A 22,534-nucleotide genomic window follows, 5' to 3' on the forward strand; every position below is an offset into this window, starting at 1 on the left:
GCCGATTGCCGATTTGCGATGATCACCGGATGAGCGCTGCACCGGTGATCGCCGAGGTCCACGGCCACCTGGGTCACCTGATCCTGAACCGGCCCCGGGCGATCAACGCCCTCACCCCCGAGATGGTCGCGATCCTGCGGCGGTCGCTGGCCGGGTGGGCCGCCGACGACCGGGTGCGGACCGTGCTGATCAGCGGCGCCGGCGAGCGCGGGCTGTGCGCCGGCGGCGACATCCGGGCGATCCACGCCGACGCGGTCTCCGGCGGCACCGGCTCGCTGGAGTTCTGGGCCGAGGAGTACCGGCTGAACGCGACCGTCGCGGCGTACCCGAAACCGCTGGTTGCCTGGATGGACGGCCTGGTCATGGGCGGCGGCGTCGGGGTGTCCGCGCACGCCTCGATCCGGCTGGTCACCGAGCGGTCCCGGCTGGCGATGCCGGAGGTCGGGATCGGCATGCACCCGGACGTCGGCGGCTCGTGGCTGCTCTCGCACGCCCCCGGCGAGCTGGGCACGCACCTGGCGCTGACCGGCTCCCCGGTCGGGGCGGCGGACGGGATCGCGGCCGGTCTCGCCGACCATTTCGTGCCGGCCGAGCGCTTCGCCGAGCTGGCCGAGGCGCTCGCCGGGCAGCCCGCCGCGGAGGTGGTCGCGGCGTTCGCCACCGCTCCCCCGCCGGGCGAGTTCGCCACGTCCCGGGCCTGGATCGACGCCTGCTACGCCGGGGACTCGGTGCCGGCGATCGTCGAGCGGCTGGCCCGGCACCCGGAGCCGGGCGCGCAGGCGGCGGCCAAGGAGATCGCCACCCGCTCGCCGACCGCGCTGACCATCACGCTGCGGTCGCTGCGCAACGCGGCCGGCCTGCCGGATCTGCGGGCCGCGCTGGATCAGGAGCTGCGGCTGTCGGCGGCGATGCTGCGGCTGCCCGACCTGGCCGAGGGGATCCGGGCGCAGATCATCGACAAGGACCGCCGCCCGCGCTGGCAGCCGGCCACCCTGGCCGAGGTGTCGCCGGAGCTGATCGACGCGATCTTCAGCGGGAGGGGATGAGGCGGAAGATCCGGATCGTCCGGTGTGCCGCGGTCTCCCGGTACCGCCGGTAGCCCGGCCACTGGTCGACGAAGGCCTGCCAGAGCCGCTCCCGGTCGTCGCCGGTCGCCTCGCGCGCCTCGACCGGGATGTCCCGCCCGCCCACGGTCACCGTCGCGTGCGGCTGCGCGCTCAGGTTGTGCACCCAGGCCGGCGCCTTCTCGCCGCCCCAGTTGGAGCCGACCACGACGTAGGCCTCGCCGTCGGCGACGAACTGCAACGGGCTCTGCCGCGGCTGCCCGCTGCGCCGACCGACCGTGGTGAGCAGCAGCCCGGGCGCCATCCCGAGGGCCACCACCCGGCCCTTGGTCACCCGGCTCAGCCACCGGTCGAGGGCCACCACCCGGCGCGCGACCGGCGTGAACACCGGCGCGTCGCCGACCGCCCGCCAGAACTTTCTCCAGATCACGCCGCTGAGCTTAGGGCAGGCCGGAGGCAACCGGACCACACCCGGGCACCACCGGGGCCCGCATCCGGCGGGCCGCATCGTCGTCGCATGCCCACCCCGAAGCAGGCTCTCGGCGCCGCCGCCGCCATCACCGTGGCCAGCACCGCGGCCGCCACCGTCGCCCTGACCGGTCCGCCGGTGAACGCGGCGCAGCGCACGCCGCTCGCCGCCAGCCCGTCGGCGTCCGCCTCGGTCGCGCCGAAGGTGCCCACCACGACCGCGGTCACCCCGGCCTCCGGGCCGCTCAAGGGCGGCGCCGTCATGGTCACCGGCACCGGGTTCAGCACGGTGAACCCGGCCAACCCGGCCGCGGTGAAGTTCGGCACGGTCAACGCCACCTCGTTCATCGTGGTGTCCGACACGGTGCTGACCGCGATCGCGCCGGCCGGCGCCAACGGCCCGGTCCGGATCACCGTGACGAACGCCGCCGGGGCCAGCCTCGGCACGGTCTCCTTCACCTACCGGGCCCCGCTGCGCGCCACCTTCGAGACGGTCACCGGGGCGAGGATGACCGGTGGCACGGTGGTCCCGGTGTCGGTGACCGGTGGAACCGTCGGCGCCTCGGCCAAGGAGTTCGCCGCCGAGAAGATCACCGCGAAGGTCGGTTCGGCGGCCGCCGCGGTCGCCTGGGTCGACGCCACCCATCTCACGGTGACCACCCCGGCCAGCACCAAGGCGAGCGGGCTGCCGATCACCCTGCTGCACGACGGGGTGGCCGGCGAGCCGTCGGTGGCCACGGTCGGCTACGCGCCCGGGGTCACCACGGTGGCTCCGGCGAGCATCTCCACCGCCGGCGGCACCACGGTGACCATCTCCGGCACCGGGTTCACCGAGGTGACCGCGACCGACCCGACGGCGGTCCGGTTCGGCGACGTGAACGCGACCAGCTTCAAGGTCGTCTCGGCCACCCAGATCGTCGCGGTCGCCCCGGCCGGCAAGAACGGGCCGGCCACGGTCACCGTGAAGACCGCCGGGGGCGCCGGCCGGACGGCGGTCACCTACCGGGTGCCGCTCGGCCTGGAGGTCCCGGCCGGCACGGTCGCCAAGGCCACCGGCGGCACGGTCACCCTCAAGGTCACCGGCGGCACGGCCGGGGCCACCCTGAAGGACTTCACCGCGGAGCGGATCACCGTCCGGGCCGGGACCGCCAAGCTCGCCACGACCTGGGTGGACGCCAGCCACGTGCGGGTGACGATGCCGCCGTCGAACGCCGCGACCGGCAGCGTGACCCTGCTGCACGACGAGGTGCCCGGCGCCGCGGCGGCGGTCGGCTACGTGCCGGTGGTGCAGAGCCTCTCGGCGAGCAGCGACCGGCTGGCCGGCGGCGCGAAGGTCATCGTGAAGGTGGCCGGCGGCGACGTCGCGGCGGCGAAGAACTTCAAGTTCGGCGACAAGGCGGCCACCTGCACGGCGCAGGGCAAGGGCACCGCGACCTCGTACGAATGCGTGGTCCCGGCCGCGGCCCAGGCCGGCGCGACCTGGGTGTCGTTCACCTCGAGTGCCGGCGTGGCCAGCCGGTTCACGGTTGCCGCCGGGTTCTTCTACACCGACCTGGACTGAACGGCACGCGGCGCGTCGCCGGGCCCGCCCCCGTGCCATCACCACCGGCGGGGCGCGCGGTCCCGCGCGCCCTGGCGGCTGCCCGACGTGGACGTGGAGGGCGAAAGTCTCGCCGCGCACCTGGCCGCCGCCGCACCCGCCGAGCCGCAGCTCACCACCATGAGGACCGGATCCGACCCGGTCCGCGGCGCCCGGAGCGCCGCGGACCGGAAACCTCAACTTTCGAAGTCTGTCAATGTGTTGTAACGTCCGCCGGGAGCGCTCCCACCTTCGCTCGCTCACGAAGGAGTTCCCCCATGTCCCGTTCCCTGCGCGGCCTGATCGCGGCCGCCCTGCTGGCCACCGCCGCGACCGTCGGAGTCATCGCCGCCGGTCCGGCCCAGGCCGACACCCAGATCTGCGAGCAGTACGGCTCGACCACCATCGGCGGCCGCTACGTGGTGATGAACAACCGCTGGGGCACCAGCGCCCAGCAGTGCATCAACGTCACCAGCACCGGCTTCGCCATCACCAGCCAGCAGGGCGTCGGCAGCACCAGCGGCGCCCCGGTGTCCTACCCTGCGGTCTACTACGGCTGCCACTACACCAACTGCTCGCCGGGCACCAACCTGCCGATCCAGGTCAGCCAGATCAGCAGCGCGACCAGCAGCATCAGCTACAACTACGTCTCCGGCGCCACCTACGACGCGGCCTACGACATCTGGCTCGACCCGTCGCCGAAGAAGGACGGGGTGAACGCCCAGGAGATCATGATCTGGTTCAACCGGCAGGGCTCGATCCAGCCGATCGGCTCGCGGACCGCCACCGCCACCATCGGCGGCCGCACCTGGGAAGTGTGGACCGGCAGCAACGGCTCCAACGCCGTCGTCTCGTACGTCGCGCCGTCCCCGATCACCAGCTGGAGCTTCAGCGTCCTGGACTTCATCAACGACACCAAGACGCGCAGCTCGGTCACCAACTCGTGGTACCTGACCAGCATCCAGGCCGGGTTCGAGCCGTGGATCGGCGGCACCGGCCTGGCCGTCACCAGCTTCTCCGCGTCGGTCAACGGCGGCGGCACCCCGTCCAACCCGTCCAACCCGTCGTCCCCGACGCCCGGCACCGGCACCGCGTGCCGGGTCACCTACGCCACCAACGTCTGGAACACCGGCTTCACCGCCGACGTCAAGGTGGCCAACACCGGCGGCAGCGCGATCAACGGCTGGACCCTGGGCTTCACGCTGCCCGGCGGCCAGTCGATCACCGGCTCCTGGAACGCCACGCTGAGCGGCACCTCCGGCGCGATCACCGCCCGCAACGTCAGCCACAACGGCAGCCTCCCGGCCGGCGGCAGCACGTCGTTCGGCTTCCAGGGCACCTACAGCGGCTCGTTCGCCGCCCCGTCCGCGTTCACCCTCAACGGCACCGCCTGCACCCGGGCCTGACCGCACCATGCCCCGGTCCGGCACGCTGCCGGACCGGGGTCGGCCGGGTCGCCTACAGTGGACGCATGCGCCAGGAGCTGAAGAACCTGACCTTCTCCGAGCACTCCGAGTGGTTCGGCCTGGGCCCGCTGGCGCTCGCCGTCCTGGCCGGCGTCCGCGCCTTCGCCGCCGACGAGTCGTTCGCCCGGTGGGCGTGGGGCATCATCGCCGCCGGCCTGCTGGTCGCCTGCGCCGTCTTCGTGGTCTGGGCGAGGAGGCAGCGCGTCAGCACTCGATGACGTTGACCGCGAGGCCCCCGCGCGACGTCTCCTTGTACTTGATCTTCATGTCGGCGCCGGTCTCCTTCATCGTCTTGATCACCTTGTCCAGCGAGACGTGGTGCTTCCCGTCGCCGCGCAGCGCCATCCGGGCCGCGGTGACCGCCTTGACCGCCGCCATCCCGTTCCGCTCGATGCACGGGATCTGCACCAGCCCGCCGACCGGATCGCAGGTCAGCCCGAGGTTGTGCTCCATGCCGATCTCGGCGGCGTTCTCCACCTGCTCCGGCGTCCCGCCGAGCACCTCGGCCAGGCCGGCCGCCGCCATCGCGCACGCCGAGCCGACCTCGCCCTGACAACCGACCTCGGCACCGGAGATCGACCCGTTCTCCTTGAACAGCAGCCCGATCGCGCCGGCCGTGAGCAGGAACCGGACCACGCCCTCCGGCGAGGCGCCGGGCACGAAGGCCAGGTAGTAGCTGAGCACCGCCGGGATGATCCCCGCGGCGCCGTTGGTGGGCGCGGTCACCACGCGCCCGCCGGCCGCGTTCTCCTCGTTGACCGCCATCGCGTACGCGGTGAGCCACTCCATCGCGTGCACCTCGGGGTTCCCGGCGGCGCGCAGCTGGCGCGCGGTCGCCGCGGCCCGGCGCCGCACCTTGAGGCCGCCGGGCAGCACCCCCTCGGCGTCCAGGCCCGCGGTGACGCACTCGTGCATCACCTTCCAGATGCCGAGCAGCCCGTCGTGCACCTCGTCGGGGGAGCGCCAGGCGCCCTCGTTGGCCAGCATGATCCGCGAGATCGAGAGTCCGGTGGTGCGGGTCAGGTCGAGCAGCTCCGCTCCGGAGGCGAACGGATACCGCACCTCGGTCTTGACCGGGTTCATCATCGAGGACACGACGAATCCGCCGCCGACCGAAAAGTACTTCTTGCTGAACAGCTCGGTGCCGCCGGCGTCGAGCGCCGTGAAGATCATCCCGTTGGGGTGCTCCGGCAGCGCCCGCCGCCGGTGCAGCACCAGGTCGACCTCGAGCGACCCGATCCGGCCGTCCGACGGCGGCTCCAGAGCGGTGTCCACCGTCTCCGGGTCATGCCCCATCAGCCCGAGCAGCACCGCCCGCGGCGTCCCGTGCCCGTGCCCGGTGGCGCCCAGCGACCCGAACAGCTCGGCCCGCACCCCCGCCACCCGGGCGTCGAGGTGCTCGGTGAACATCCGGGCGGCCCGCATCGGGCCGACCGTGTGCGAGCTGGACGGCCCGATCCCGATCGAGAACAGGTCAAAGACGGAGACGGCCATGACCCCGCCCATCGGCGCGCAACCCGGCGAACTGAGGCATCACGACGCCTCCCCGGCCACCAGCGCCTCGTACTCGGCGTCGGAGAGCGTCACCGGCGTCCCGCTGACCCGCAGGCGATAGAGCCACCCCTTGCCGTACGGATCGGAGTTGATCAGCGCCGGGTCGTCCACGACCGCCTGGTTGACCTCGACGATCTCGCCGTCGGCGGGCGCGTACACCTCGCTCACCGACTTGGTCGACTCGATCTCGCCGGCCGGGTCGCCGGCGCTGACCACCGTGCCGACCTCGGGCAGCTCGACGAAGACGACGTCGCCGAGCGCGTCCGCGGCGAACGAGGTGATCCCGACCGTGGCGACCTCGTCCTCGGTCAGCCATTCGTGGTCCTTGGTGAAACGCATGGTCCGGCCTCGCTATCGCTTGTAGAAGGGCAGCTTGACGACCTCGGCCGGCTCGTGCGTGCCGCGCACGTCGACGACCAGGGCGGCCCGGTCGGCGTCCTTCGCGACGTAGGCCAGCGCGATCGGGTGGCCGAGCGTCGGCGACGGCACGCCGCTGGTCACCTCGCCCACCTGGGCCCCGGTGGTCGCGTCCAGCACGGCGTGCCCGGCCCGCGGCGAGCGGCGGCCCTTGGTGACCAGCCCGACCAGCTCGGTTTCGGGTGCGACCGTGCGCAACGCCGCGGCACCCACGAAGTCCGACTTGTCCAGCGCGACCACCCGGCCCAGCCCGGCGTGGAAGGGCGTGGTGCGTACCGTCAGCTCGTGCCCGTAAAGCGGCATGCCGGCCTCCAGCCGCAGCGTGTCCCGGCAGGCCAGCCCGGCGGGCTGGGCCCCGGCGGCCGCGGCCCACTCCCAGATCGCCTCGGCGTCCGCGTTGTCGCAGTAGATCTCGAAGCCGTCCTCGCCGGTGTACCCGGTCCGGGCCAGCAGCACGTCCCGGCCGGCCAGTCGCTCCGGCTTGATCCCGTAGTACTTCAGGTCCGGGTGCTCGCCGACGATCGTGACCGCCGCAGGCCCCTGCACCGCGATCAGCGCCCGGTCGGTCTCGGTGATGGTCACCGCGAAGCCGCCGGAGTACTCGCCGAGCATGGCGAGCACGATCGGCGCGTTGGCGGCGTTCGCCACCACCAGGAAGCGCCGCTCGGCCAGCCGGTAGACGACCAGGTCGTCGAGCACGCCGCCGTTGGTGTGGCAGAGCATCGTGTACTTGGCCCGCCCCACCGCGACCGCGGACAGCCGCCCGACCAGCGCGTAATCCAGGAAGGCAGCCGCTTCCGGCCCGCTCACCTCGAGCTGTCCCATGTGGCCCAGATCGAAGAGACCAGCCGATTTCCGTACGCTGTGGTGCTCGGCGACGTCACTGCCGTACCGGAGTGGCATCTCCCATCCGGCGAACCCGGTGAACGAGGCGCCGAGGCGCTGATGAACGTGGTGAAGCGCGGTGCGTCGCAACAGGGAGGCTCCTCGGCAGTCGGCCTCCCTCGCTCTGTCATGGGGCCTGAGAGGTTCACCGCCGGGGCGGCTTGCACCTTGGGCGCAGCTCACGGGAGCTGACTTTCCAGAGTCGCCTGACCGTTGCGGTACGTGGGCCTGAGAGATTCTTGAGGGAGATTTGCTCCTTCGGCGACCCGCCCGCCGGTGACGGCAGGTGGGTGCTCTCCCGCAGCGGTGTCGCGGCGAAGTCTTCTTTTGTGCTTCGGAAGCTATCAGGCCCCGCCGGCACCATCAAGATCCACTGTCGTGTCGCCCTTCTCCCCCGCCGCGGCCAACCGGCCCAGGGCCGGCAGCGCCCGCAGGATCGTCTCGCTGTCGCCCGGGTCCAGCCGGTCGAAGAGCCGGTCCAGGGTCGCCGCGTAGTTCGCGTAGGTCCGGGCCAGCAGCTCCCGCCCCGCCGAGGTCACCTCGACCAGCACGCCGCGCCCGTCGTTCGGGTCCGGCACCCGCTGGACCAGCCCGGACTTCTCCATCCGGCCGACCAGCTGGGTCATCCCCGGCTGCGAGGCCCGGGTCAGCCGGGCCAGGTCGGTGACCCGCCCCGGCCCGGCGTCGGCGAGCCGGCGCAGCACCGAGAGCGCGATCGAGCTGGGGTTGTCCGGCCCCTCCAGCTGACGCAGGAACCGGACCAGCTGGGCCAGCACCGGCAACAGCTGTGACCCAGGACTCTCGTCGTCCATTACGTGACCTCATCATGCCGCCGGAGTGGAACCTTTCCGATCCTTTCCTACGCGCCTCCCGGATCCGCGCCCGCCTCCGCTTTAAAGATTCCCTCTGCGCAAACTTGCCGAATGGGCAAGCTTTGTCGATACTTGGCTGTAGCAAGCACTGAACCGCCCCGAGAGGTCTCTGCCATGTACGGCGCCCCGCCCGAGATCGGCCTGCGCCTGCACGATCTGCTGAAGGTCATCCGCCTGATCAAGCAGCACCGGTCAGCGGCCCAGCCGGCCATACCCATCGGCCTGCTCGGACTGCTCGCCGAGATCGACCGGCTGCCCACCGGCTGCCGGTCGCGCGACCTGGCAGCCCAGGCCGGCCTCGACCCGTCCACCGTCAGCCGGGCGGTCGCCGCCCTGGTCACCCAGGGCCTGCTGGCCCGGGAGGCCGACCCGCACGACGGGCGCGCGACGTTCCTGGTGGTCACGGCGGCCGGGCGGGCCGCGCTCGACGAGGCGTTTCAGTGGTACGGCCAGTTGCTGGCCCAGGCGATGGACGGCTGGAGCCCCGACGAGATCAGCACCCTCGACCAGGGGCTCGGCCGGTTCATCGCCGCTCTCGCCACCACCCTCGGAACCCACGAAACCACGGAGGTCGCGCCAGTGAGCGAACTCGCGAGCGCATCGGTCAGCTCAGTACAGAACTCATGGCGACGCCGGAGCGAAGCGGAGGGGGCGGCATGAGCGCACCGAGCACACCGGCGGCTGCCGCGGACAGCGAGGCGAAGTCCCATCGGCAGACCCTGGAGGCACTCTCCGGCCTGCTGCTGGTGCTCTTCGTCGCGATGCTCAGCAGCACGGTGGTCTCCACCGCCCTGCCGAAGATCATCGGCGCGCTGGACGGGTCGCAGACCCAGTACACCTGGGTGGTCACCGCCACCCTGCTGACCGCGACGGCCACCACCCCGATCTGGGGCAAGCTCGCCGACCTGTTCAACAAGAAGCTGCTGATCCAGATCTCCATCGTGATCTTCGTGATCGGCTCGATGGTGGCCGGCGCCGCGCAGAACGCCGGTGAGCTGATCGCCGCCCGGGCCTTCCAGGGCATCGGCGTCGGCGGCCTGCAGGCGCTGGTCCAGGTGGCCATCGCGGCGATGATCCCGCCCCGCGAGCGTGGCCGCTACAACGGCTACCTCGGCGGCGTGATGGCCCTGGCCACCGTCGGCGGCCCGCTGCTCGGCGGCCTGATCGTGGACACCTCGTGGCTCGGCTGGCGCTGGTGCTTCTTCGTCGGCGTCCCGGTCGCCGTGATCGCCCTAGTCCTGCTGCAGGTCACGCTCAAGCTGCCGACCGCCCGCCGGGCCAACGTGAAGATCGACTACCTGGGTGCGACGCTGATCGCGGCCGGGGTCAGCCTGCTGCTGATCTGGATCTCGTTCGTCGACGACACGTTCGCCTGGCTCTCCTGGCAGACGTACGCCATGGTCGGCGGCACGATCCTGCTGCTCGGCCTCGCCGTGCTGGTCGAGGCGAAGGCGGCCGAGCCGATCGTCCCGCTGCCGATCGTCCGGGAGCGCAACACCGCCCTCGCCATCCTGGCCAGCCTCGCGGTCGGCATGGCGATGTTCGGCGGCGCGGTCTTCCTCGGGCAGTACTTCCAGATCGGCCGCGGCTACAGCCCGACCGAGGCCGGCCTGCTCACCATCCCGATGATGGCCGGCGTGCTGCTCACCTCGGTGATCAGCGGCCGCATGATCACCAGGACCGGCCGGATCAAGCCGTACATCATCGCCGGCGCGGTCGTGCTGGTCGCCGGGTTCGCGCTGCTCAGCACCATCGACCACGCGACCGCCCTGTGGTTCGTCGGCGTCGGCATGTTCCTGGTCGGCGCGGGCGTCGGCATGTCGATGCAGAACCTGGTCCTGGCCGTGCAGAACACCGTGGCACTCAAGGACATCGGCGCGGCCAGCTCCACGGTCGCGTTCTTCCGCTCGCTCGGCGGCACCATCGGCGTCTCGGTCCTCGGCGCCGTCCTGGCCCGGCGGGTCACCGACCAGATCACCCACGACCTGGCCGCGGCCGGCGTCCCCGCCTCCGGCAGCAGCGGCGGCAGCACGCTCAACCTGAGCGCCCTGCCCGAGCCGATCGTGCACATCATCCGAGCCGCCTACGGCGACGCCACCGGCCACATCTTCCTGCTCTCCGCCATCATCGGCGTGGCCGGCATCCTGGCCGCGATCGCCATGCGCCCGGTCATGCTCCGCGACAGCCTCGACCTCCCCGCCGAGGTGAAAGCCGCCGCGGTAGCCGCCGACGCCATCGACGGCGCCCCGCCGATCGACCAGGTGGCGCTCCCGCGCGAGCCCCGCCAGCCCGGAGAGGGTCACCAGGTCCGGCCCGGGGAGGGTCACCAGGTCACCAGCCCGCGCGAGGAAGACGGCACCACCACCCGCCGGTGACCCGCCCAGGTCATGGGCTGCCGCCCACCCCGCCCAGCCCCAGCACGCTGACCTCCCACCCCGCCCAGCCCCGGCCAGCCGCCCACCTCAGCACGCTGGCCTCCCGTCCCGCCCAGCCCGAGGTCAGCCGCAAACCCAGCCCGCTGACCTCCCTCGACGCTCAGCCCGAGGCCAGCCGCCAACCCCGGCCCGCTGACCTCCCCCGACGCTCAGCCCGAGGCCAGCCGCCAACCCCGGCCCGCTGACCTCCCTCGACGCCCGTTCCGGCGCGCCACACACCCGGCCGACACAGCCGGCGCGCTGGAACGGGCCTCCCTGTCATTTCCGACCAGCCTTCGCGTTCCCGGTCTATTCGCCCAGCCATTACGTTTCCGGTCCATTCCGCCCATCCACCACGTTTCCGGTTCATTCCGCTCAGCCCGCGCTTCGCCCGGCAGCGCGCACGCCGACCGACGACCCCGCCCGCTCCTGCAAGCCGGCTTACCGCGCGACCGCGCTCGCAGCGGGAGGTCCGCAGCCCAGGAGCGCGTCATCCACATCAGCGCGTTGTCCACAGCCCAACCCCGCGAGATGCCACTTCCGCGCCACACTGTCTTCGGGGAGGCCCCCTGGGAGGGCGGGGACTGGACGGGGACCCGACGGTGGGTGGGCCGGACTGCACACAACCAGGCCAGATCGACGAAAGCTCGCCGCTACCACGGCCGGTCGCCACCCGAAATATCCATCTTTACGCAGATGGAGCGGTGAGGATCAGGGTCGCCGCGAAGCTGCCGATAGGGGCAGTGGATCCCGGATGCGGGCGGTTACGACGGTGTTGCCGCCGCCGGCCGGGAGCGTGGGGGTGAGCCTGGTGGGCTGGTTGAACGACCTGTCGGTGCGGGTAAAGCTGTATACCGCGGTGGCGGCCGCCGCCCTGGCCGCGGTGGCGGTCGGCGTGCTCGGCCTGGTCCGGTTGAACGCGACCGCGGACGCCGCCGAATACCTGTACAGCCAGAACCTGGTCCCGATCGCGCAGCTCAGCGCGACCGGCCAGGGCGTGCAGCGGTCCTGGGCCGCCCTGATCAATATCCTGGTCAGCCAGGACCCGTCCGCGGTGGCCAAGGACAAGCAGACGATCGCGAACGCGGACGCGGAGGCCGACCGGGCCTTCGGGGACTACACGGCCACCGACATGACCGGGCGGGAGGCGGCCGTCGAGCGGTTCCGCACCGCGCTCGCCGACCTGCGCAAGACCCGCGACGAGCAGCTGGTGCCGCTGGCCGCGGCCGGCAACCTGCGCGGGTTCGAGAAGGTCCGGGACGCGACCGCGGGACCGGCGCTGACAGCCGCCGAGACCGCGCTCAACGAGCTGGTCACGATCGAGACCCGGGTGGCCGAGGAGAAACGGGCGGAGACGGCCGCCGCGTACCGCGACGCCCGTACCCAAATGATCGTGGTCTTGGTGGTCGGGGTGGCGGTCGCGCTGGCTCTCGCGACGCTGGTGATCCGCGGGATCATGGGCACGCTGAGCGCGGTGGGACGGGTCAGCCGAGCCCTCGCGGCCGGGGACCTGACCGTCGCCGCGGCGGTCACCGGCCGGGACGAGCTGGGCCGGATGGCCACCGAGCTGGACACCGGGATCGCGTCGGTCCGGCAGAGCGTGGACCGGATGGGGCAGGTCGCGGTCACCCTGTCGTCGGCGTCCGACGAGCTGTCCACGATCAGCCTGCAGTTGCAGTCCGGCGCGGCCGAGGCCGCCGAGCGCGCGAACACCGCGATGGCCGCCTCCGAGGAGATCAACACTGGGGTGCAGACGATCGCGGCCGGGGCCGAGGAGATGAGCGCGTCGATCGCCGAGATCGCGTCCAGCGCGGCGCAGGCCGCCGAGGTGTCGCAGCAGGGCACCTCGGTCGCCCAGCGGACCACCGCCCAGGTGGCCGAGCTGGGCCTGGCCAGCGCCGAGATCGGTGACGTGGTCCGGCTGATCACCACGATCGCGGAGCAGACCAACCTGCTGGCGCTGAACGCGACCATCGAGGCGGCCCGGGCCGGTGAGCTGGGCAAGGGCTTCGCGGTGGTGGCCGGCGAGGTGAAGGACCTGGCCCAGCAGACCGCCAAGGCGACCGACGAGATCACCGCCCGGATCGCCGCGATCCAGGCTTCCAGCAGCACCGCGGGCCAGGCGATCGGCGAGATCAGCGAGGTGATCGGGCGGGTCGGCGACTACACCACCACGATCGCCTCGGCGGTGGAGGAGCAGACCGCCACCACCGCCGAGATGAGCCGTTCGGTCGCCGAGGCCGCGACCAGCAGCGCCGACGTCGCCCGGACGGTGTCCGGCGTCGCCGAGGTGGCCTCGTCCACCGCGGAGGCGGCCAAGTCCACCCAGGAGGCCGCCACCGGCCTGACCGCGATGGCCACCGACCTCACCGGCCTGGTCGGCGCCTTCCGCTACTGAGACCGACCGCAGCGAAGAGCACCGAAGCGACCGCTACCGGAAGGTGACGGTCAGCCGGCGCCGACCGTCCATCGCTGCGCCGGCGTCCCGTTGCAGGTGTAGAGCTGCACCGCCGTGCCGGGCGCCCCGGACCCGCCGGGCACGTCGAGGCAGAAGGCCGTGGTGGTCCGCCCCACCCAGCTCCGCAGCGCGACGCTGCCGGGCAGGCTGCCGGACGGCACCCACTGGGCGTTGCTGGGTGTGCGCCCGCTGCCGTCGCTGAGCGAGCAGTTGCCGGCGACCACGATCCCGTGGTTGATCGGGATGTCGCCCACCGAGACGCACCGGCCTCCGGCGGCGTTGACGAACCAGTACCGGCCGGTGCCGCTGCCGAGCGTCGTCCACGCCTGGTTCGGCTTGCCGGTGCAGGTCATCTGGAGGATCCGGGGGTCGGCGTCGGGCCCGTCCTCCGGTTGCAGGCACAGTCCGTTGCCGACATTCTTGATCGGGTGCAGTTCGCCGGTGAGCGTGGCCGGCCCGGTGCCGGGCTGCGCGCGGACGCCGCCGGCGGCCACGAGCAGCCCGAAGGATGCCAACAGCAGCACCATCACCAGGCGAAATGCGTTCCGTCCAGGTACCACCACAGATCTCACAACCTCTCCGAGAGTCTTGAACGCCCTCGACCGTAGGTGCGGACCGGCGGTGTCCGGATCGGTAGAGTCACCGACTTAGCGAGCGGCCGTCACCTATCTTCCGGTCCGGCTGCCCGGGCGGGACAGCACGCCGGTGACGCCGGGTGGCAGGGTCGCCGCCACCACGCCCCGGTCCGCGGTTCGAGCCGGTTCCCGACGAGCACCCGGCCACCCACCAAGATCAAGACCGGTTCACGGTACGCCCGGAGCCCCGCCCCGCGATGCCTACCCGGTGAACTCCCCGGCGACGTCGACGGCGATCGCGTCGAGCTGGTCGCGGCTGAGCACCGGCATCGTGGCGCTCGGCGGGCTCCCGTCGCCGCCGAAGTAGTTGACCGCGGTCATCCGCAACGCGTGGTCACCGCCCGGCAGCAGCACGTCGACCCCGTAGAAGAGCCAGCCGTTCCCCGGCTCGTCGACGTAGTGGACCAGGGTCAGCCCGCCGCTGGTCGTCGTCTTCTCGCAGGCCGGCACGGTCCCGTCGCACTCGTACAGCGGCGAGCAGGACTGCCCGCCCGCACACCCGGCCGGGCGCAGCGACACGTAGAACCCGCCCTTGCGCCCGCCGCCGGTGATCCCGGAGCGCCCCTCGAAGGACCACGGATCCTTGGTCGTCCACATCCGCAGATGCCCGTCCGGGGTCCGCTTCTCCCCCCGCGCGTCGGGCATGTAGATCCACGCCGTCCCGGGGGCGTGCGCCGCGGTCGCCCGCTCCACCGCGGTGCGCAGCCGGTCGAGGGTGCGCTGCCGGCCGCCCGCCGTGTCGTTCTCGACGTTGTCGGCCGGGACGCCGGCCGAGGGGGTGGACGCGGGGCTGGAGGCGGCGGGCGGCACCGGCTGCTGGGCGACCGGGACCGGCTCCCGCCGCCCGGCGAGGCCCACCCCGACCAGCGTCGCGACGAGCACCGCCACGGCGACCGATCCGCTCGCCGCCGCCCGGAGCACCCGCTGCCGGCGGCGGGTCCGGGTGATCACCGCCTCGACGTCGACGGTGGACGGCGGGGCGGCGCCGATCAGCCGGTCGAGCAGTTCCTGACTCATCGTGGGGCCTCCACCTCGTACGAGAGCGCGCGCAGCATCTCCAGCGCCCGCGCCGACTGACTCTTGACCGTGCCGGTGGAGATGCCGAGCAGCTCCGCCGTCTCCTCGACCGACCGGTCGAAGTAGAACCGCAGCACCACCACGGCACGCTGCCGCCGGCCGAGCTGCGCGAGCAGCCGCACCAGCTGCTCCTGATCGCCCACCCGGTCCGGCGGTGTCCAGCCGCGCTCGGGCAGCGCCTCGGCCGGGTGCTCGCGCCGCCACGGCCGGCGACGCTCGTCGATCCAGGCCGTGGTGAGCACGCGCTGGGCGTACGCATCCGGGTTGTCCGCCGCGGCGACCCGCCGCCAGTGCCGGTACAGCCTGCCCACCACCGTCGACACCAGGTCGTCGGCCAGGTGCCAGTCGTGGCACATCAGGTAGGCCGCCCGGCGCCAGCGCTCCATCCGCGCCACCACGAACGCCCGGAACTCGTCCTCCTCGGACCTGTCCACACCATCTCCCCTCCTGACCCTCTCCCCGCACGACGGAGACTCCCCTGTCCGAGGTTGCTACAACACTTGTAGTTGATTTCACTACGGACGTAGTCTGAGGCGACTGCTCGACAGCACCACCGGCATCCCCGGGGAGGCACAGCATGGACGAGCAAGCCGTCTGGCAGGTGATCGACGAGCAGCGCCGGTCGCTCGCCCTGCTGCTGGACAAGCTCACCGACGAGCAGTGGCGGCACCCGTCGCTCTGCGCCGGCTGGACGGTCCGCGACGTCGCCGCCCATCTCACCCTGCAGCAGCTCGGCCTCGCCGACCTGCTGTCCACGATGGCCCACTGGCGCGGCAGCATGGACCGCACGATCGCGCACATGGCCCGCCGCCGCGCCGCGGCCCGCAGCACCGGCCAGCTGATCGCCGAGATCCGCGACCTGGCCGGATCGCACCGCCCCACCCTCGGGGTGACCCACGTGGAGACGCTCAGCGACATCCTGATCCACGCCCAGGACATCGCCGTCCCGCTCGGCCTGCCGCACGACCTGCCCGCCGAGGCGGCCGCCGTCTCCGCCACCCGCCTGTTCACGATGCGCTGGCCACCCCCGCTGCCGTCGAAGCGCCGGGTGACCGGCTTCCACCTGTCCGCCACCGACATCGCCTGGTCGCACGGCACCGGCCCGCAGGTCCACGGCCCGATGCGCGCCCTGCTGCTGACCTGCGCGGGCCGCCCGGTCGCCCTCGGCGAGCTGTCCGGCCCCGGCGTGCCCGCCCTCACGGCGGCCCTGCGCCGCTGACCGGCCGGTCGGCGGCCCTGCGCCGCTGACCGGCCGGTGAGCGGCAGCCCTGCACCGCTGACCGGCCGGTGAGCGGCAGCCCTGCGCCGCTGACCGGCCGGTGACCGCGTCATCCGAGGCCGGCTGTCGCCGGCGTACCCGAAGCAGCACCGGGCGGGCCGCGACCGGCCGCCTCCCGTGGGTCTAGGCCGGACCGATGAAGTGCACCGTTTCGGTCATCGGCGCCCGGGCGGTGTGCACCTGCGGGGCGCCCTCCGCCTCGAAGCCCACCGAGACGCCGCACACCAGAGACAGACTGTCACCCGCACCCGTCACCTCGCGGACCGTCTCGCGGTACATCGTCCACATCACCTGCGGGCAGCTGTGCAACCCTTCGGCGCGGAGCAGCAGCATCACCGTCTGCAGGTACATGCCCGCGTCGGCCCACTGGCCGGGACCCATCGAGCGGTCGACGTAGCAGAACAGGACGACGGGCGCCCCGAAGGCGGCCGTGTTCAGGGCGGCTATCCGCGCCGGGCGGTCCGGATCGTCGCGGTCGATGCCCAGCGCCGCGTACCGCTGGACGGCGGCGGCGGTGAACCGGTCCCGGTAGGGCGGAACCAGCTCGTCCGGGTACATCGGATAGTCCCGCTCGTCGCCCGGGTCGCCGGCCACGGCCCGGGCCGTCGCCCGCCGTTTCAGCCCGGCCAGCGGGTCGCCGGACACCACGAAGACGTGCCACGGCTGGAGGTTGCCGCTCGACGGCGCCCGGGCCGCCGCGGTCAGCACCCGGTCCAGCACCGCCCGGGGCACCGGCTCGTCGCGGAACGCCCGCACCGCGCGCCGGGTCCGCACCGCCTCGTAGACGTCCACGTCACGGGCGGGCGGCGAACGCGGCGCGGGCCTCGAGCAACTCGTCGAGATGCTCGCTGCACCAGGTGCGGGCGGCCGCGACCAGGGTGAGCAGGCTGCGGCCGAGCGGGGTCAGGGAGTACTCGACGCGGGGCGGGTTCTCGTCGTACGCGAACCGGACGATCAATCCGTCCCGCTCCATCGACCGCAACGTCTCGGCGAGCACCTTCGGGGTGACCCGGCGGAGCGGGACGCGCAGCTCGGTGAAGCGGCGCGGACCGCCCTCCAGGCAGAGCACCACCATCGCGGTCCACTTGTCACCGATCTGGAACGGCATCACGGTCGTCGGGCAGGCGGCATCGAACATGTCCGGGCTGAGGCTGGCCGTCATCGTGCGAGCGTAACGCCGGTTTCGTTGCGGTAACCGGCGGTGTCGCCCCTACGCTGCCGCCATGACCAGCATCGTTGTCTTCGGCGCGGGTGGCCGGGCCGGCCGCGCCATCGTCGCGGAGGCGCAGAGCCGCGGCCTCACCGTCGTCCCCGTCGTCCGGGATCCCGCCCGCCACCCCGACCTGCCCGGCGCGGTGCCCGGCGACGTGACCGACCCGGCCGCGGTCGCCGCGATCGTTTCCGGCCACCACGCCGCGGTGAACGCCGTCAGCCCGTTCTCCGGCCCGGACCAGCTCGCCCGCGGCGGGCTCGACCCGGACCACTTCGTCAAGGCGGCCGACGCGCTCACCGGCTCGGGCGTGCCGCGGGTGGTCGCGATCGGACTCTTCAGCAACTTGGACGGCGCCGGCCCGTTGCCCGAGCAGTTCCGCGCCTTCGGCGACGCGCACACCGCCGGGCTGCACCGGCTCCGCGCGTCCGGCGCGGACTGGGTCATGCTCACCCCGCCGGCCTCACTGTCCCTGGACAACCCCAGCACCGGCCGCTATCGGCTGGGCGGCGAGGCCGCCGAGGAGGGCAGTCTCTCGTACGCCGACCTGGCGCTCGCCGTGATCGACGAGATCGAGAAGCCGACGCTGCACCGCACGCGGGCGGCCATCGTCAGCGAGGGCTGATCGTCGTCCGTCCGCCCGGCGCCCCGTACAGCCACAGGGTGCCGGGCGGCGGCTCCGGCAGCCGGCCCCGGAGCAGCGTGGCGAGCGCCTGGCCCAGCTCGGCGACCGGCCCGACGTCGTACGCGTGATCGCCCCGGAAGACCAGGTGCCAGTCGTCAGCCTGGCCCGGGGTGCGCGGCGCCCGCTCCAGCAGCCGGGCGGCGGTGTCGTCGAGCAGCTCGGCGAACTCCTCCCGCTGCGCCTGCTCCAGCCCGAGCGCGACGTCGAAGAAGAGATCGCTGACCATCGCCTGGGTGCGCACCTCCTCCACGTGGGCGTCCCACCAGCCGGGGCGATGCTCGGGCGGGATGCCCTCGACGTCGCGCAGGAGCTGACCGAGCAGGATCGCGAGGGCGCCGTCGTACGCCCAGATCTCCCGCCCCGGATCGGGTTGATCCGGCGGCGGCGCACCGTAGCAGCCGATCGACCTGGTTTTGCTCACCGATTCATGGTCGCTTATTCCCGGTCACGGCACGAGGATCAACCGGATCGGATTCCCCTGCTTCTCGTCCAGTTGGCGCACCGCGTCGGCGGCCTGGGCCAGCGGCACGGTCCCGCTCACCGACCGGGAGAACTCCACCCGGTTCAGCGCGACCAGCGACAGCAGCTCCAGCACGTGCTCCGGCCCGGAGCCGTAGTGGCCGCGGATCTCCTGCTCCAGATAGCTGAACCGGGTGCCGTCCGGAATGGTCAGCGGCTGGTCGGTGAGCCCGACCAGGGTGAGCCGGCCGCCCTTGGACAGGGTCCGGGCGGCCTGCGAGCGGACCGCGCCGACCCCGGCGAAGTCGAACGCGTGAGCCAGCCCCACCCCGCCGGTGGCCTCGGCGACCAGCGAGCCGAACTCCGGGTCGCCCGGGTCCAGGGCCAGGTCGGCGCCGAACTGCAGGGCCCGCTCCCGGGCGCCGGGCAGCGGGTCGACCGCGATGATCGGCGCCGCCCCGATCACCCGGAGCAGCTGCACGGCGTGCGCGCCGAGCCCGCCGACACCCCACACCCCGACCGCCCGGGCCGGTTGCACCGCGGCGGTGGTGGTGATCGCCGCCCACGGGGTGGAGACCGCGTCCGGGATGAAGCAGGCCTGCTCGAACGAGAGGGTGTCCGGGATCGGCACCACGGTCCCGGCGGTGGCGACCGCGAACTGCGCCCAGCCGCCGTCGTAGTCGACTCCCCGGGTCAGCACGGTCGGGCCGGCCAGCTCCCCGGCCTGCAGCAGCACCCGCTCCCCCACGGTCAGCCCGGTCACGCCCGGGCCGACCTCGTCGATCACCCCGGCGGTCTCGTGCCCGAGGGTGACGCTGTCCCCGTCGAGGTGCAGCGGCTTCAGCATGCCCTGGATCAGGTGCACGTCGGAGAGGCACACCCCGGCCGCCCGCACCGCGATCCGGACCTGCCCGGGCCCGGCGTGCGGCTCGTCCACCTCCTCGACGGCGAACTTCCCGGTCGACACGTTCAGACGGCCAGCGAGCATTTCCGTTTCCTCCACCTTTCGGCACCCGGTCCCCACAGGCCTACCACGAGAAGCGTGGATCGCGCGTTGTATCGACCGCGCGCGCCGTGGATCATCCGGGGATGCGGTCGCCACGGGAGATCATCGAAGAGACCGACTGGGACGCTCGGGAGCACGCGTACGCCGCCGCCTCGGACACGCCGGGCCGGCTGCTGCACCTGCTCAGCGAGGACCCGGAGCGGTGTGGCGACGCGCTGGCGTACCTCCACTCGGCGGTGCTGCATCAGGGTTCGGTCTACTCGGCGACGGCGCCGGCCGCCGAGTTCGTGGCGGCCATCCTGGCCGATCCGCGGACCTCGGTGCGCTGCGCGAGTGCCCTGCCGTGGGACTCGCGGTCGCGCCCGGTGCGGGCCGCGTTGCTGGAGTGGCTCGGCGCGGTGGCCGACTCGGCGGCCTGGGACGGCGAGCTGGACGACGATGAGCTGGCGGCCTTCGCGGCATGCCGCGCCATCCGGACGGACGTCTTCGCCGCGGTCGAGCCGTTCCTCGACGACACCGATGCCTCGGTACGCCAGGCCGCGGTCGGTGCGGTCACCCCGCTGCTCGCGGCACCGGAGCTGGCGGACCGTCGCGGCCCGACGGCCGGCCGCTTGATGCGGTCGGTGGGGCTGCTGGACCCGGCCGGCCGCGCGGCCGTGGCGCTGAACCTCGGCAGCTGGGGGATCCCGCCGATGGCGCTGCTCGCCGACGAGCACCCCGCGGTCCGGGGCTGCGCCGCGATGACCCCGGCGCTCGACGACTCGCCGGCCGCACTCGCCGAGATCCAGGCGGCGCTGCGCGACCCGCGCGCCGCCGACGCGTGGTTCGGCTCCGGCGAGAACCGGCCGGCGCAGCTCGACGGGCAGGTCCGGTTCTTCCTGCTCCAAGCGTTGCTGCGGCGTACCACGACCTTCGACGAGGTGGCCGACGCCGCGGTCGCGGTCGCCCGGATGACCAACGCCTACACGGTCGACTCGGACTGGGGGCCGCTGCTGGCCCGAGCGTTCGCCGGCGCCCGGGGCGGCCCGTTCTCGCCGGCCCAGCGACGTTTCCTCGCCGCGCTCGTGGACAACGACGAGTGCTGGGGCGCCATCGCCAACCCGATCATCTGGCTGGACGCCGCGGGACTGCCCGCCGAACGCGAGCAGTTGCGCGCCCTGGTCGCGGTGTAGGCGGAGCGGGCGCAGCAGCAGACGCCACCGTCAGCGCCGGCGGCGGTTCGCGGCGGTGGCCGCAGCGGTCAGCGCCGCGGTCCAGAGCAGCAGGATCGCCGGCATCGCCAGGGCGGCCCGGCCGTCGGAGGCGATCAGCGACACCGCCAGCGGGTGGCTGGACGGCGGGGCGGCCAGCCCCACCGTGAGCAGGACCGTGGCCGGCTGGCAGAGGACGGTGGCGACGACCACCAGCAGCGGGCGCCGGCGGGTCAGGCCGGCGATCGCCGCGCCGAGCAGCGCCCACAGCGGGAAGCACACCAGGCTCGCCACCAGGCACCCGAGCACCGCAGGCTCGGTGAGCATGGTCGGATCCGGGGCCACGCTCGGGTACCCGTGCTCGAGCATCCGGCCCGCCCCGGCGGCCACCGCGACCGTGCCGGTGACCAGCGCGAGCAGCCCGCCGGTCAGGGCCGCGTGGAGCACCACGGCCCGGTGGTACCCGCCCGCGCGGACCACCAGCCAGGCCCCGGCGAGCGCCGCGACCAGCTGCCCGGCCCAGTGCCCGGCGGTGTAGACGTGCGCCGCCAGGTCGCGGTGGTACTGCAGCCGTTCCGGGTCGGACTGCGGGTCGTAGTAGGCGAAGTACTCCCCGATCGCGATACTCAGCGGCGTCACCAGCACGGTCCACGCCACCACGCCACCGACGGCAGCCGGTAGAAACCATCGACGCATGTCGACCATGCTGCCCCGGCGGCACAACCGGCCCCGGCCGATCATCCGCGGCGGACGAGGCCCGCGGGACCGGCGGCGTCCTAGCCTGGCCGCGATGACCCTCCAGGAGTACGTCTCGACAGGCTCGCTGCCCTCCCCGGCGCAGGTCCGGCTCGCGCTCGACGAAGCGTTCCGGCTGTTCCGGGACGAGGCCGGCGGGGAACCCTCGCACGTGTACCCGGCACTGGCCCGGGTGCCACCGGACCTGTTCGGGCTCTGCGCGGCCGGCACCCGGGGCGGGGTGCACCCGGTCGGCGACGCCGATCACGGGTTCACCATCATGAGCGTGGCGAAACCGTTCGTGTTCGCGCTGGTCTGCCAGACGCTCGGGCCGCAGGCGCTGCGCCGCCGGCTCGGGGTGAACGCCACCGGGCTGCCGTTCAACTCGCTCGCCGCGGTGGAGCGCGGACCGGACGGCCGGACCAACCCGATGGTCAATCCGGGCGCGATCGCCACCGCCAGCCTGGCGCCCGGCGCGACGGCCGCGGCGAAGTGGGCGTTCCTGCACGCGGGCCTGTCCCGGTTCGCCGGGCACGACCTGGCGGTCGACGACGACGTCTTCGCCTCCGCCTCGGCCACCAACCACCGCAACCGGGCCCTCGCCGACCTGCTGCAGACCTACCACATCCTGGGCTGCGACCCGGTCGACGCGGTCGACCTCTACACCCGGCAGAGCTGTCTGCGGGTCACCGCGACCGAGCTGGCCACGATGGGCGCCACGCTGGCCAACGGCGGCGTCCACCCGGCCACCGGCGAGCAGGTGGTGGACCGGGAGATCTGCCACTTCACCCTCGCCGTGATGGCCACCGCCGGGCTGTACGAGACGTCCGGCGACTGGCTCTACGACGTCGGGGTGCCCGGCAAGAGCGGGATCGGCGGCGGGATCGTGGTGGTCTCGCCGGGCAAGGGCGCGCTGGCCGCCTTCGCCCCGCGGCTCGACGGGTTCGGCAACAGCGTCCGCGGGCAGCTGGCCGCCCGGTTCCTGTCCCGGCGGCTCGGCCTGACCCTGTTCGCCTCGGAACCGGACAAAGGTCGCGCGCCCGCCGCCTGACCGTCCTGAGCAGCTCGAATTCTCCTCCGG

Annotated in this window: 24 protein-coding genes and 2 riboswitches; of the genes, 11 read left to right on the forward strand and 13 right to left on the reverse strand. The window is 73.1% G+C overall.

The window, feature by feature from the left end; translation table 11 throughout:
• The first annotated feature begins 29 nt into the window (after positions 1 to 29).
• Positions 30 to 1,046 (forward strand): enoyl-CoA hydratase/isomerase family protein, encoded by a 1,017-nt coding sequence (locus tag BJY16_RS35590; protein ID WP_185043942.1) that lies wholly within the window; start codon positions 30 to 32, stop codon positions 1,044 to 1,046.
• Here the strand turns inward: BJY16_RS35590 and BJY16_RS35595 are convergent.
• Entirely contained in the window at positions 1,030 to 1,494 is a 465-nt protein-coding gene (locus BJY16_RS35595; RefSeq protein WP_239177778.1) for a nitroreductase family deazaflavin-dependent oxidoreductase, read from the reverse strand. The two genes, BJY16_RS35590 and BJY16_RS35595, sit on opposite strands and share 17 nt — an antisense overlap.
• 87 nt (positions 1,495 to 1,581) lie before the next feature.
• On the opposite strand from BJY16_RS35595, the gene BJY16_RS35600 reads away from it, so the two are divergent.
• The 3 genes from BJY16_RS35600 to BJY16_RS35610 all read left to right on the forward strand — a co-directional run bounded on the left by BJY16_RS35600 (position 1,582) and on the right by BJY16_RS35610 (position 4,795).
• Positions 1,582 to 3,093 (forward strand): IPT/TIG domain-containing protein, encoded by a 1,512-nt coding sequence (locus BJY16_RS35600; RefSeq protein ID WP_185043944.1) that lies wholly within the window; start codon positions 1,582 to 1,584, stop codon positions 3,091 to 3,093.
• Positions 3,094 to 3,389: 296 nt separating this feature from the next.
• A complete protein-coding gene (locus BJY16_RS35605; protein ID WP_185043945.1) occupies positions 3,390 to 4,517 on the forward strand; it encodes a glycoside hydrolase family 12 protein in 1,128 nt (375 codons plus the stop codon).
• A 65-nt stretch (positions 4,518 to 4,582) separates the two neighbouring features.
• Positions 4,583 to 4,795, forward strand: a complete 213-nt coding sequence (locus BJY16_RS35610) for a hypothetical protein (protein WP_185043946.1) — start codon at positions 4,583 to 4,585, stop codon at positions 4,793 to 4,795.
• On the opposite strand, the gene BJY16_RS35615 is transcribed toward BJY16_RS35610, so the two are convergent.
• From BJY16_RS35615 to BJY16_RS35630, 4 genes are all read right to left on the reverse strand, one after another.
• The gene (locus BJY16_RS35615) at positions 4,782 to 6,071 is read right to left on the reverse strand and encodes an L-serine ammonia-lyase (RefSeq protein WP_185043947.1); all 1,290 of its coding nucleotides are present in this window, start codon (positions 6,069 to 6,071) and stop codon (positions 4,782 to 4,784) included. The genes BJY16_RS35610 and BJY16_RS35615 overlap by 14 nt on opposite strands.
• 39 nt (positions 6,072 to 6,110) lie before the next feature.
• Complete coding sequence (gene gcvH, locus BJY16_RS35620; protein ID WP_185043948.1) at positions 6,111 to 6,470, reverse strand: glycine cleavage system protein GcvH; 360 nt, start codon at positions 6,468 to 6,470, stop codon at positions 6,111 to 6,113.
• Between the two features lie 12 nt (positions 6,471 to 6,482).
• A complete protein-coding gene (gene gcvT / locus BJY16_RS35625; protein ID WP_185043949.1) occupies positions 6,483 to 7,523 on the reverse strand; it encodes a glycine cleavage system aminomethyltransferase GcvT in 1,041 nt (346 codons plus the stop codon).
• A gap of 32 nt (positions 7,524 to 7,555) precedes the next feature.
• A riboswitch (glycine riboswitch) is annotated at positions 7,556 to 7,635 on the reverse strand.
• A gap of 4 nt (positions 7,636 to 7,639) precedes the next feature.
• A riboswitch (glycine riboswitch) is annotated at positions 7,640 to 7,744 on the reverse strand.
• A 33-nt stretch (positions 7,745 to 7,777) separates the two neighbouring features.
• Positions 7,778 to 8,245 (reverse strand): MarR family winged helix-turn-helix transcriptional regulator, encoded by a 468-nt coding sequence (locus BJY16_RS35630; RefSeq protein ID WP_185043950.1) that lies wholly within the window; start codon positions 8,243 to 8,245, stop codon positions 7,778 to 7,780.
• Positions 8,246 to 8,419: 174 nt separating this feature from the next.
• Between BJY16_RS35630 and BJY16_RS35635 the strand changes: the two genes are divergently transcribed.
• The 3 genes from BJY16_RS35635 (at position 8,420) to BJY16_RS35645 (ending at position 13,117) form a co-directional block, all read left to right on the forward strand.
• Complete coding sequence (locus BJY16_RS35635; RefSeq protein WP_185043951.1) at positions 8,420 to 8,965, forward strand: MarR family winged helix-turn-helix transcriptional regulator; 546 nt, start codon at positions 8,420 to 8,422, stop codon at positions 8,963 to 8,965.
• Positions 8,962 to 10,680: an MDR family MFS transporter gene (locus tag BJY16_RS35640; protein ID WP_185043952.1), complete on the forward strand. Its 1,719-nt coding sequence runs from the start codon at positions 8,962 to 8,964 to the stop codon at positions 10,678 to 10,680. Before BJY16_RS35635 ends, BJY16_RS35640 begins: the two co-directional genes overlap by 4 nt.
• A gap of 850 nt (positions 10,681 to 11,530) precedes the next feature.
• Complete coding sequence (locus BJY16_RS35645; RefSeq protein WP_239177780.1) at positions 11,531 to 13,117, forward strand: methyl-accepting chemotaxis protein; 1,587 nt, start codon at positions 11,531 to 11,533, stop codon at positions 13,115 to 13,117.
• Positions 13,118 to 13,167: 50 nt separating this feature from the next.
• On the opposite strand, the gene BJY16_RS35650 is transcribed toward BJY16_RS35645, so the two are convergent.
• From BJY16_RS35650 to BJY16_RS35660, 3 genes are all read right to left on the reverse strand, one after another.
• Positions 13,168 to 13,692, reverse strand: a complete 525-nt coding sequence (locus BJY16_RS35650) for an RICIN domain-containing protein (protein ID WP_185043954.1) — start codon at positions 13,690 to 13,692, stop codon at positions 13,168 to 13,170.
• 321 nt (positions 13,693 to 14,013) lie between these two features.
• Positions 14,014 to 14,829 carry a hypothetical protein gene (locus BJY16_RS35655; RefSeq protein WP_185043955.1) on the reverse strand — a complete coding sequence of 272 codons (816 nt, stop codon included), beginning with the start codon at positions 14,827 to 14,829 and terminating at the stop codon, positions 14,014 to 14,016.
• Positions 14,826 to 15,323 (reverse strand): SigE family RNA polymerase sigma factor, encoded by a 498-nt coding sequence (locus BJY16_RS35660; RefSeq protein ID WP_185043956.1) that lies wholly within the window; start codon positions 15,321 to 15,323, stop codon positions 14,826 to 14,828. Before BJY16_RS35660 ends, BJY16_RS35655 begins: the two co-directional genes overlap by 4 nt.
• 143 nt (positions 15,324 to 15,466) lie before the next feature.
• On the opposite strand from BJY16_RS35660, the gene BJY16_RS35665 reads away from it, so the two are divergent.
• Positions 15,467 to 16,108 carry a maleylpyruvate isomerase family mycothiol-dependent enzyme gene (locus BJY16_RS35665; protein WP_185043957.1) on the forward strand — a complete coding sequence of 214 codons (642 nt, stop codon included), beginning with the start codon at positions 15,467 to 15,469 and terminating at the stop codon, positions 16,106 to 16,108.
• Positions 16,109 to 16,291: 183 nt separating this feature from the next.
• Here BJY16_RS35665 and BJY16_RS35670 read toward each other — a convergent pair whose 3' ends face one another.
• A complete protein-coding gene (locus BJY16_RS35670) occupies positions 16,292 to 16,960 on the reverse strand; it encodes a nitroreductase (protein WP_185043958.1) in 669 nt (222 codons plus the stop codon).
• A gap of 1 nt (position 16,961) precedes the next feature.
• The gene (locus tag BJY16_RS35675) at positions 16,962 to 17,330 is read right to left on the reverse strand and encodes a winged helix-turn-helix transcriptional regulator (protein ID WP_185043959.1); all 369 of its coding nucleotides are present in this window, start codon (positions 17,328 to 17,330) and stop codon (positions 16,962 to 16,964) included.
• Between the two features lie 61 nt (positions 17,331 to 17,391).
• Between BJY16_RS35675 and BJY16_RS35680 the strand changes: the two genes are divergently transcribed.
• The gene (locus BJY16_RS35680) at positions 17,392 to 18,003 is read left to right on the forward strand and encodes an NAD(P)-dependent oxidoreductase (RefSeq protein ID WP_185043960.1); all 612 of its coding nucleotides are present in this window, start codon (positions 17,392 to 17,394) and stop codon (positions 18,001 to 18,003) included.
• On the opposite strand, the gene BJY16_RS35685 is transcribed toward BJY16_RS35680, so the two are convergent.
• Both BJY16_RS35685 and BJY16_RS35690 read right to left on the reverse strand, forming a co-directional pair.
• Positions 17,990 to 18,484 carry a hypothetical protein gene (locus tag BJY16_RS35685; RefSeq protein ID WP_185043961.1) on the reverse strand — a complete coding sequence of 165 codons (495 nt, stop codon included), beginning with the start codon at positions 18,482 to 18,484 and terminating at the stop codon, positions 17,990 to 17,992. The two genes, BJY16_RS35680 and BJY16_RS35685, sit on opposite strands and share 14 nt — an antisense overlap.
• Before the next feature lie 24 nt (positions 18,485 to 18,508).
• Complete coding sequence (locus BJY16_RS35690) at positions 18,509 to 19,510, reverse strand: zinc-binding dehydrogenase (protein ID WP_185043962.1); 1,002 nt, start codon at positions 19,508 to 19,510, stop codon at positions 18,509 to 18,511.
• 101 nt (positions 19,511 to 19,611) lie between these two features.
• On the opposite strand from BJY16_RS35690, the gene BJY16_RS35695 reads away from it, so the two are divergent.
• On the forward strand, positions 19,612 to 20,700 hold the full coding sequence (locus BJY16_RS35695; RefSeq protein WP_185043963.1) for a HEAT repeat domain-containing protein: 1,089 nt from the start codon (positions 19,612 to 19,614) through the stop codon (positions 20,698 to 20,700).
• Positions 20,701 to 20,730: 30 nt separating this feature from the next.
• Here BJY16_RS35695 and BJY16_RS35700 read toward each other — a convergent pair whose 3' ends face one another.
• Positions 20,731 to 21,414, reverse strand: a complete 684-nt coding sequence (locus BJY16_RS35700; protein ID WP_185043964.1) for a hypothetical protein — start codon at positions 21,412 to 21,414, stop codon at positions 20,731 to 20,733.
• 94 nt (positions 21,415 to 21,508) lie between these two features.
• Here BJY16_RS35700 and glsA point away from each other — a divergent pair, with 94 nt between their 5' ends.
• Positions 21,509 to 22,504 (forward strand): glutaminase A, encoded by a 996-nt coding sequence (gene glsA, locus BJY16_RS35705; RefSeq protein WP_185043965.1) that lies wholly within the window; start codon positions 21,509 to 21,511, stop codon positions 22,502 to 22,504.
• The last annotated feature ends 30 nt before the right edge of the window (positions 22,505 to 22,534 follow it).

Origin of the sequence: Actinoplanes octamycinicus, assembly GCF_014205225.1 — a bacterium.
Classification (GTDB): domain Bacteria; phylum Actinomycetota; class Actinomycetes; order Mycobacteriales; family Micromonosporaceae; genus Actinoplanes; species Actinoplanes octamycinicus.

Coding starts and splice junctions, on each gene's coding strand:
- BJY16_RS35600 (WP_185043944.1), top strand. CDS start 1,582: ATGCCCACCCCGAAGCAGGCTCTCGGCGCCGCCGCCGCCATCACCGTG.
- BJY16_RS35695 (WP_185043963.1), top strand. CDS start 19,612: ATGCGGTCGCCACGGGAGATCATCGAAGAGACCGACTGGGACGCTCGG.
- BJY16_RS35675 (WP_185043959.1), bottom strand. CDS start 17,330: ATGACGGCCAGCCTCAGCCCGGACATGTTCGATGCCGCCTGCCCGACG.
- BJY16_RS35610 (WP_185043946.1), top strand. CDS start 4,583: ATGCGCCAGGAGCTGAAGAACCTGACCTTCTCCGAGCACTCCGAGTGG.
- BJY16_RS35605 (WP_185043945.1), top strand. CDS start 3,390: ATGTCCCGTTCCCTGCGCGGCCTGATCGCGGCCGCCCTGCTGGCCACC.
- BJY16_RS35635 (WP_185043951.1), top strand. CDS start 8,420: ATGTACGGCGCCCCGCCCGAGATCGGCCTGCGCCTGCACGATCTGCTG.
- BJY16_RS35615 (WP_185043947.1), bottom strand. CDS start 6,071: ATGGCCGTCTCCGTCTTTGACCTGTTCTCGATCGGGATCGGGCCGTCC.
- BJY16_RS35680 (WP_185043960.1), top strand. CDS start 17,392: ATGACCAGCATCGTTGTCTTCGGCGCGGGTGGCCGGGCCGGCCGCGCC.
- BJY16_RS35655 (WP_185043955.1), bottom strand. CDS start 14,829: ATGAGTCAGGAACTGCTCGACCGGCTGATCGGCGCCGCCCCGCCGTCC.
- gcvH (WP_185043948.1), bottom strand. CDS start 6,470: ATGCGTTTCACCAAGGACCACGAATGGCTGACCGAGGACGAGGTCGCC.
- BJY16_RS35665 (WP_185043957.1), top strand. CDS start 15,467: ATGGACGAGCAAGCCGTCTGGCAGGTGATCGACGAGCAGCGCCGGTCG.
- glsA (WP_185043965.1), top strand. CDS start 21,509: ATGACCCTCCAGGAGTACGTCTCGACAGGCTCGCTGCCCTCCCCGGCG.
- BJY16_RS35640 (WP_185043952.1), top strand. CDS start 8,962: ATGAGCGCACCGAGCACACCGGCGGCTGCCGCGGACAGCGAGGCGAAG.
- BJY16_RS35590 (WP_185043942.1), top strand. CDS start 30: ATGAGCGCTGCACCGGTGATCGCCGAGGTCCACGGCCACCTGGGTCAC.
- BJY16_RS35700 (WP_185043964.1), bottom strand. CDS start 21,414: ATGCGTCGATGGTTTCTACCGGCTGCCGTCGGTGGCGTGGTGGCGTGG.
- BJY16_RS35630 (WP_185043950.1), bottom strand. CDS start 8,245: ATGGACGACGAGAGTCCTGGGTCACAGCTGTTGCCGGTGCTGGCCCAG.
- BJY16_RS35690 (WP_185043962.1), bottom strand. CDS start 19,510: ATGCTCGCTGGCCGTCTGAACGTGTCGACCGGGAAGTTCGCCGTCGAG.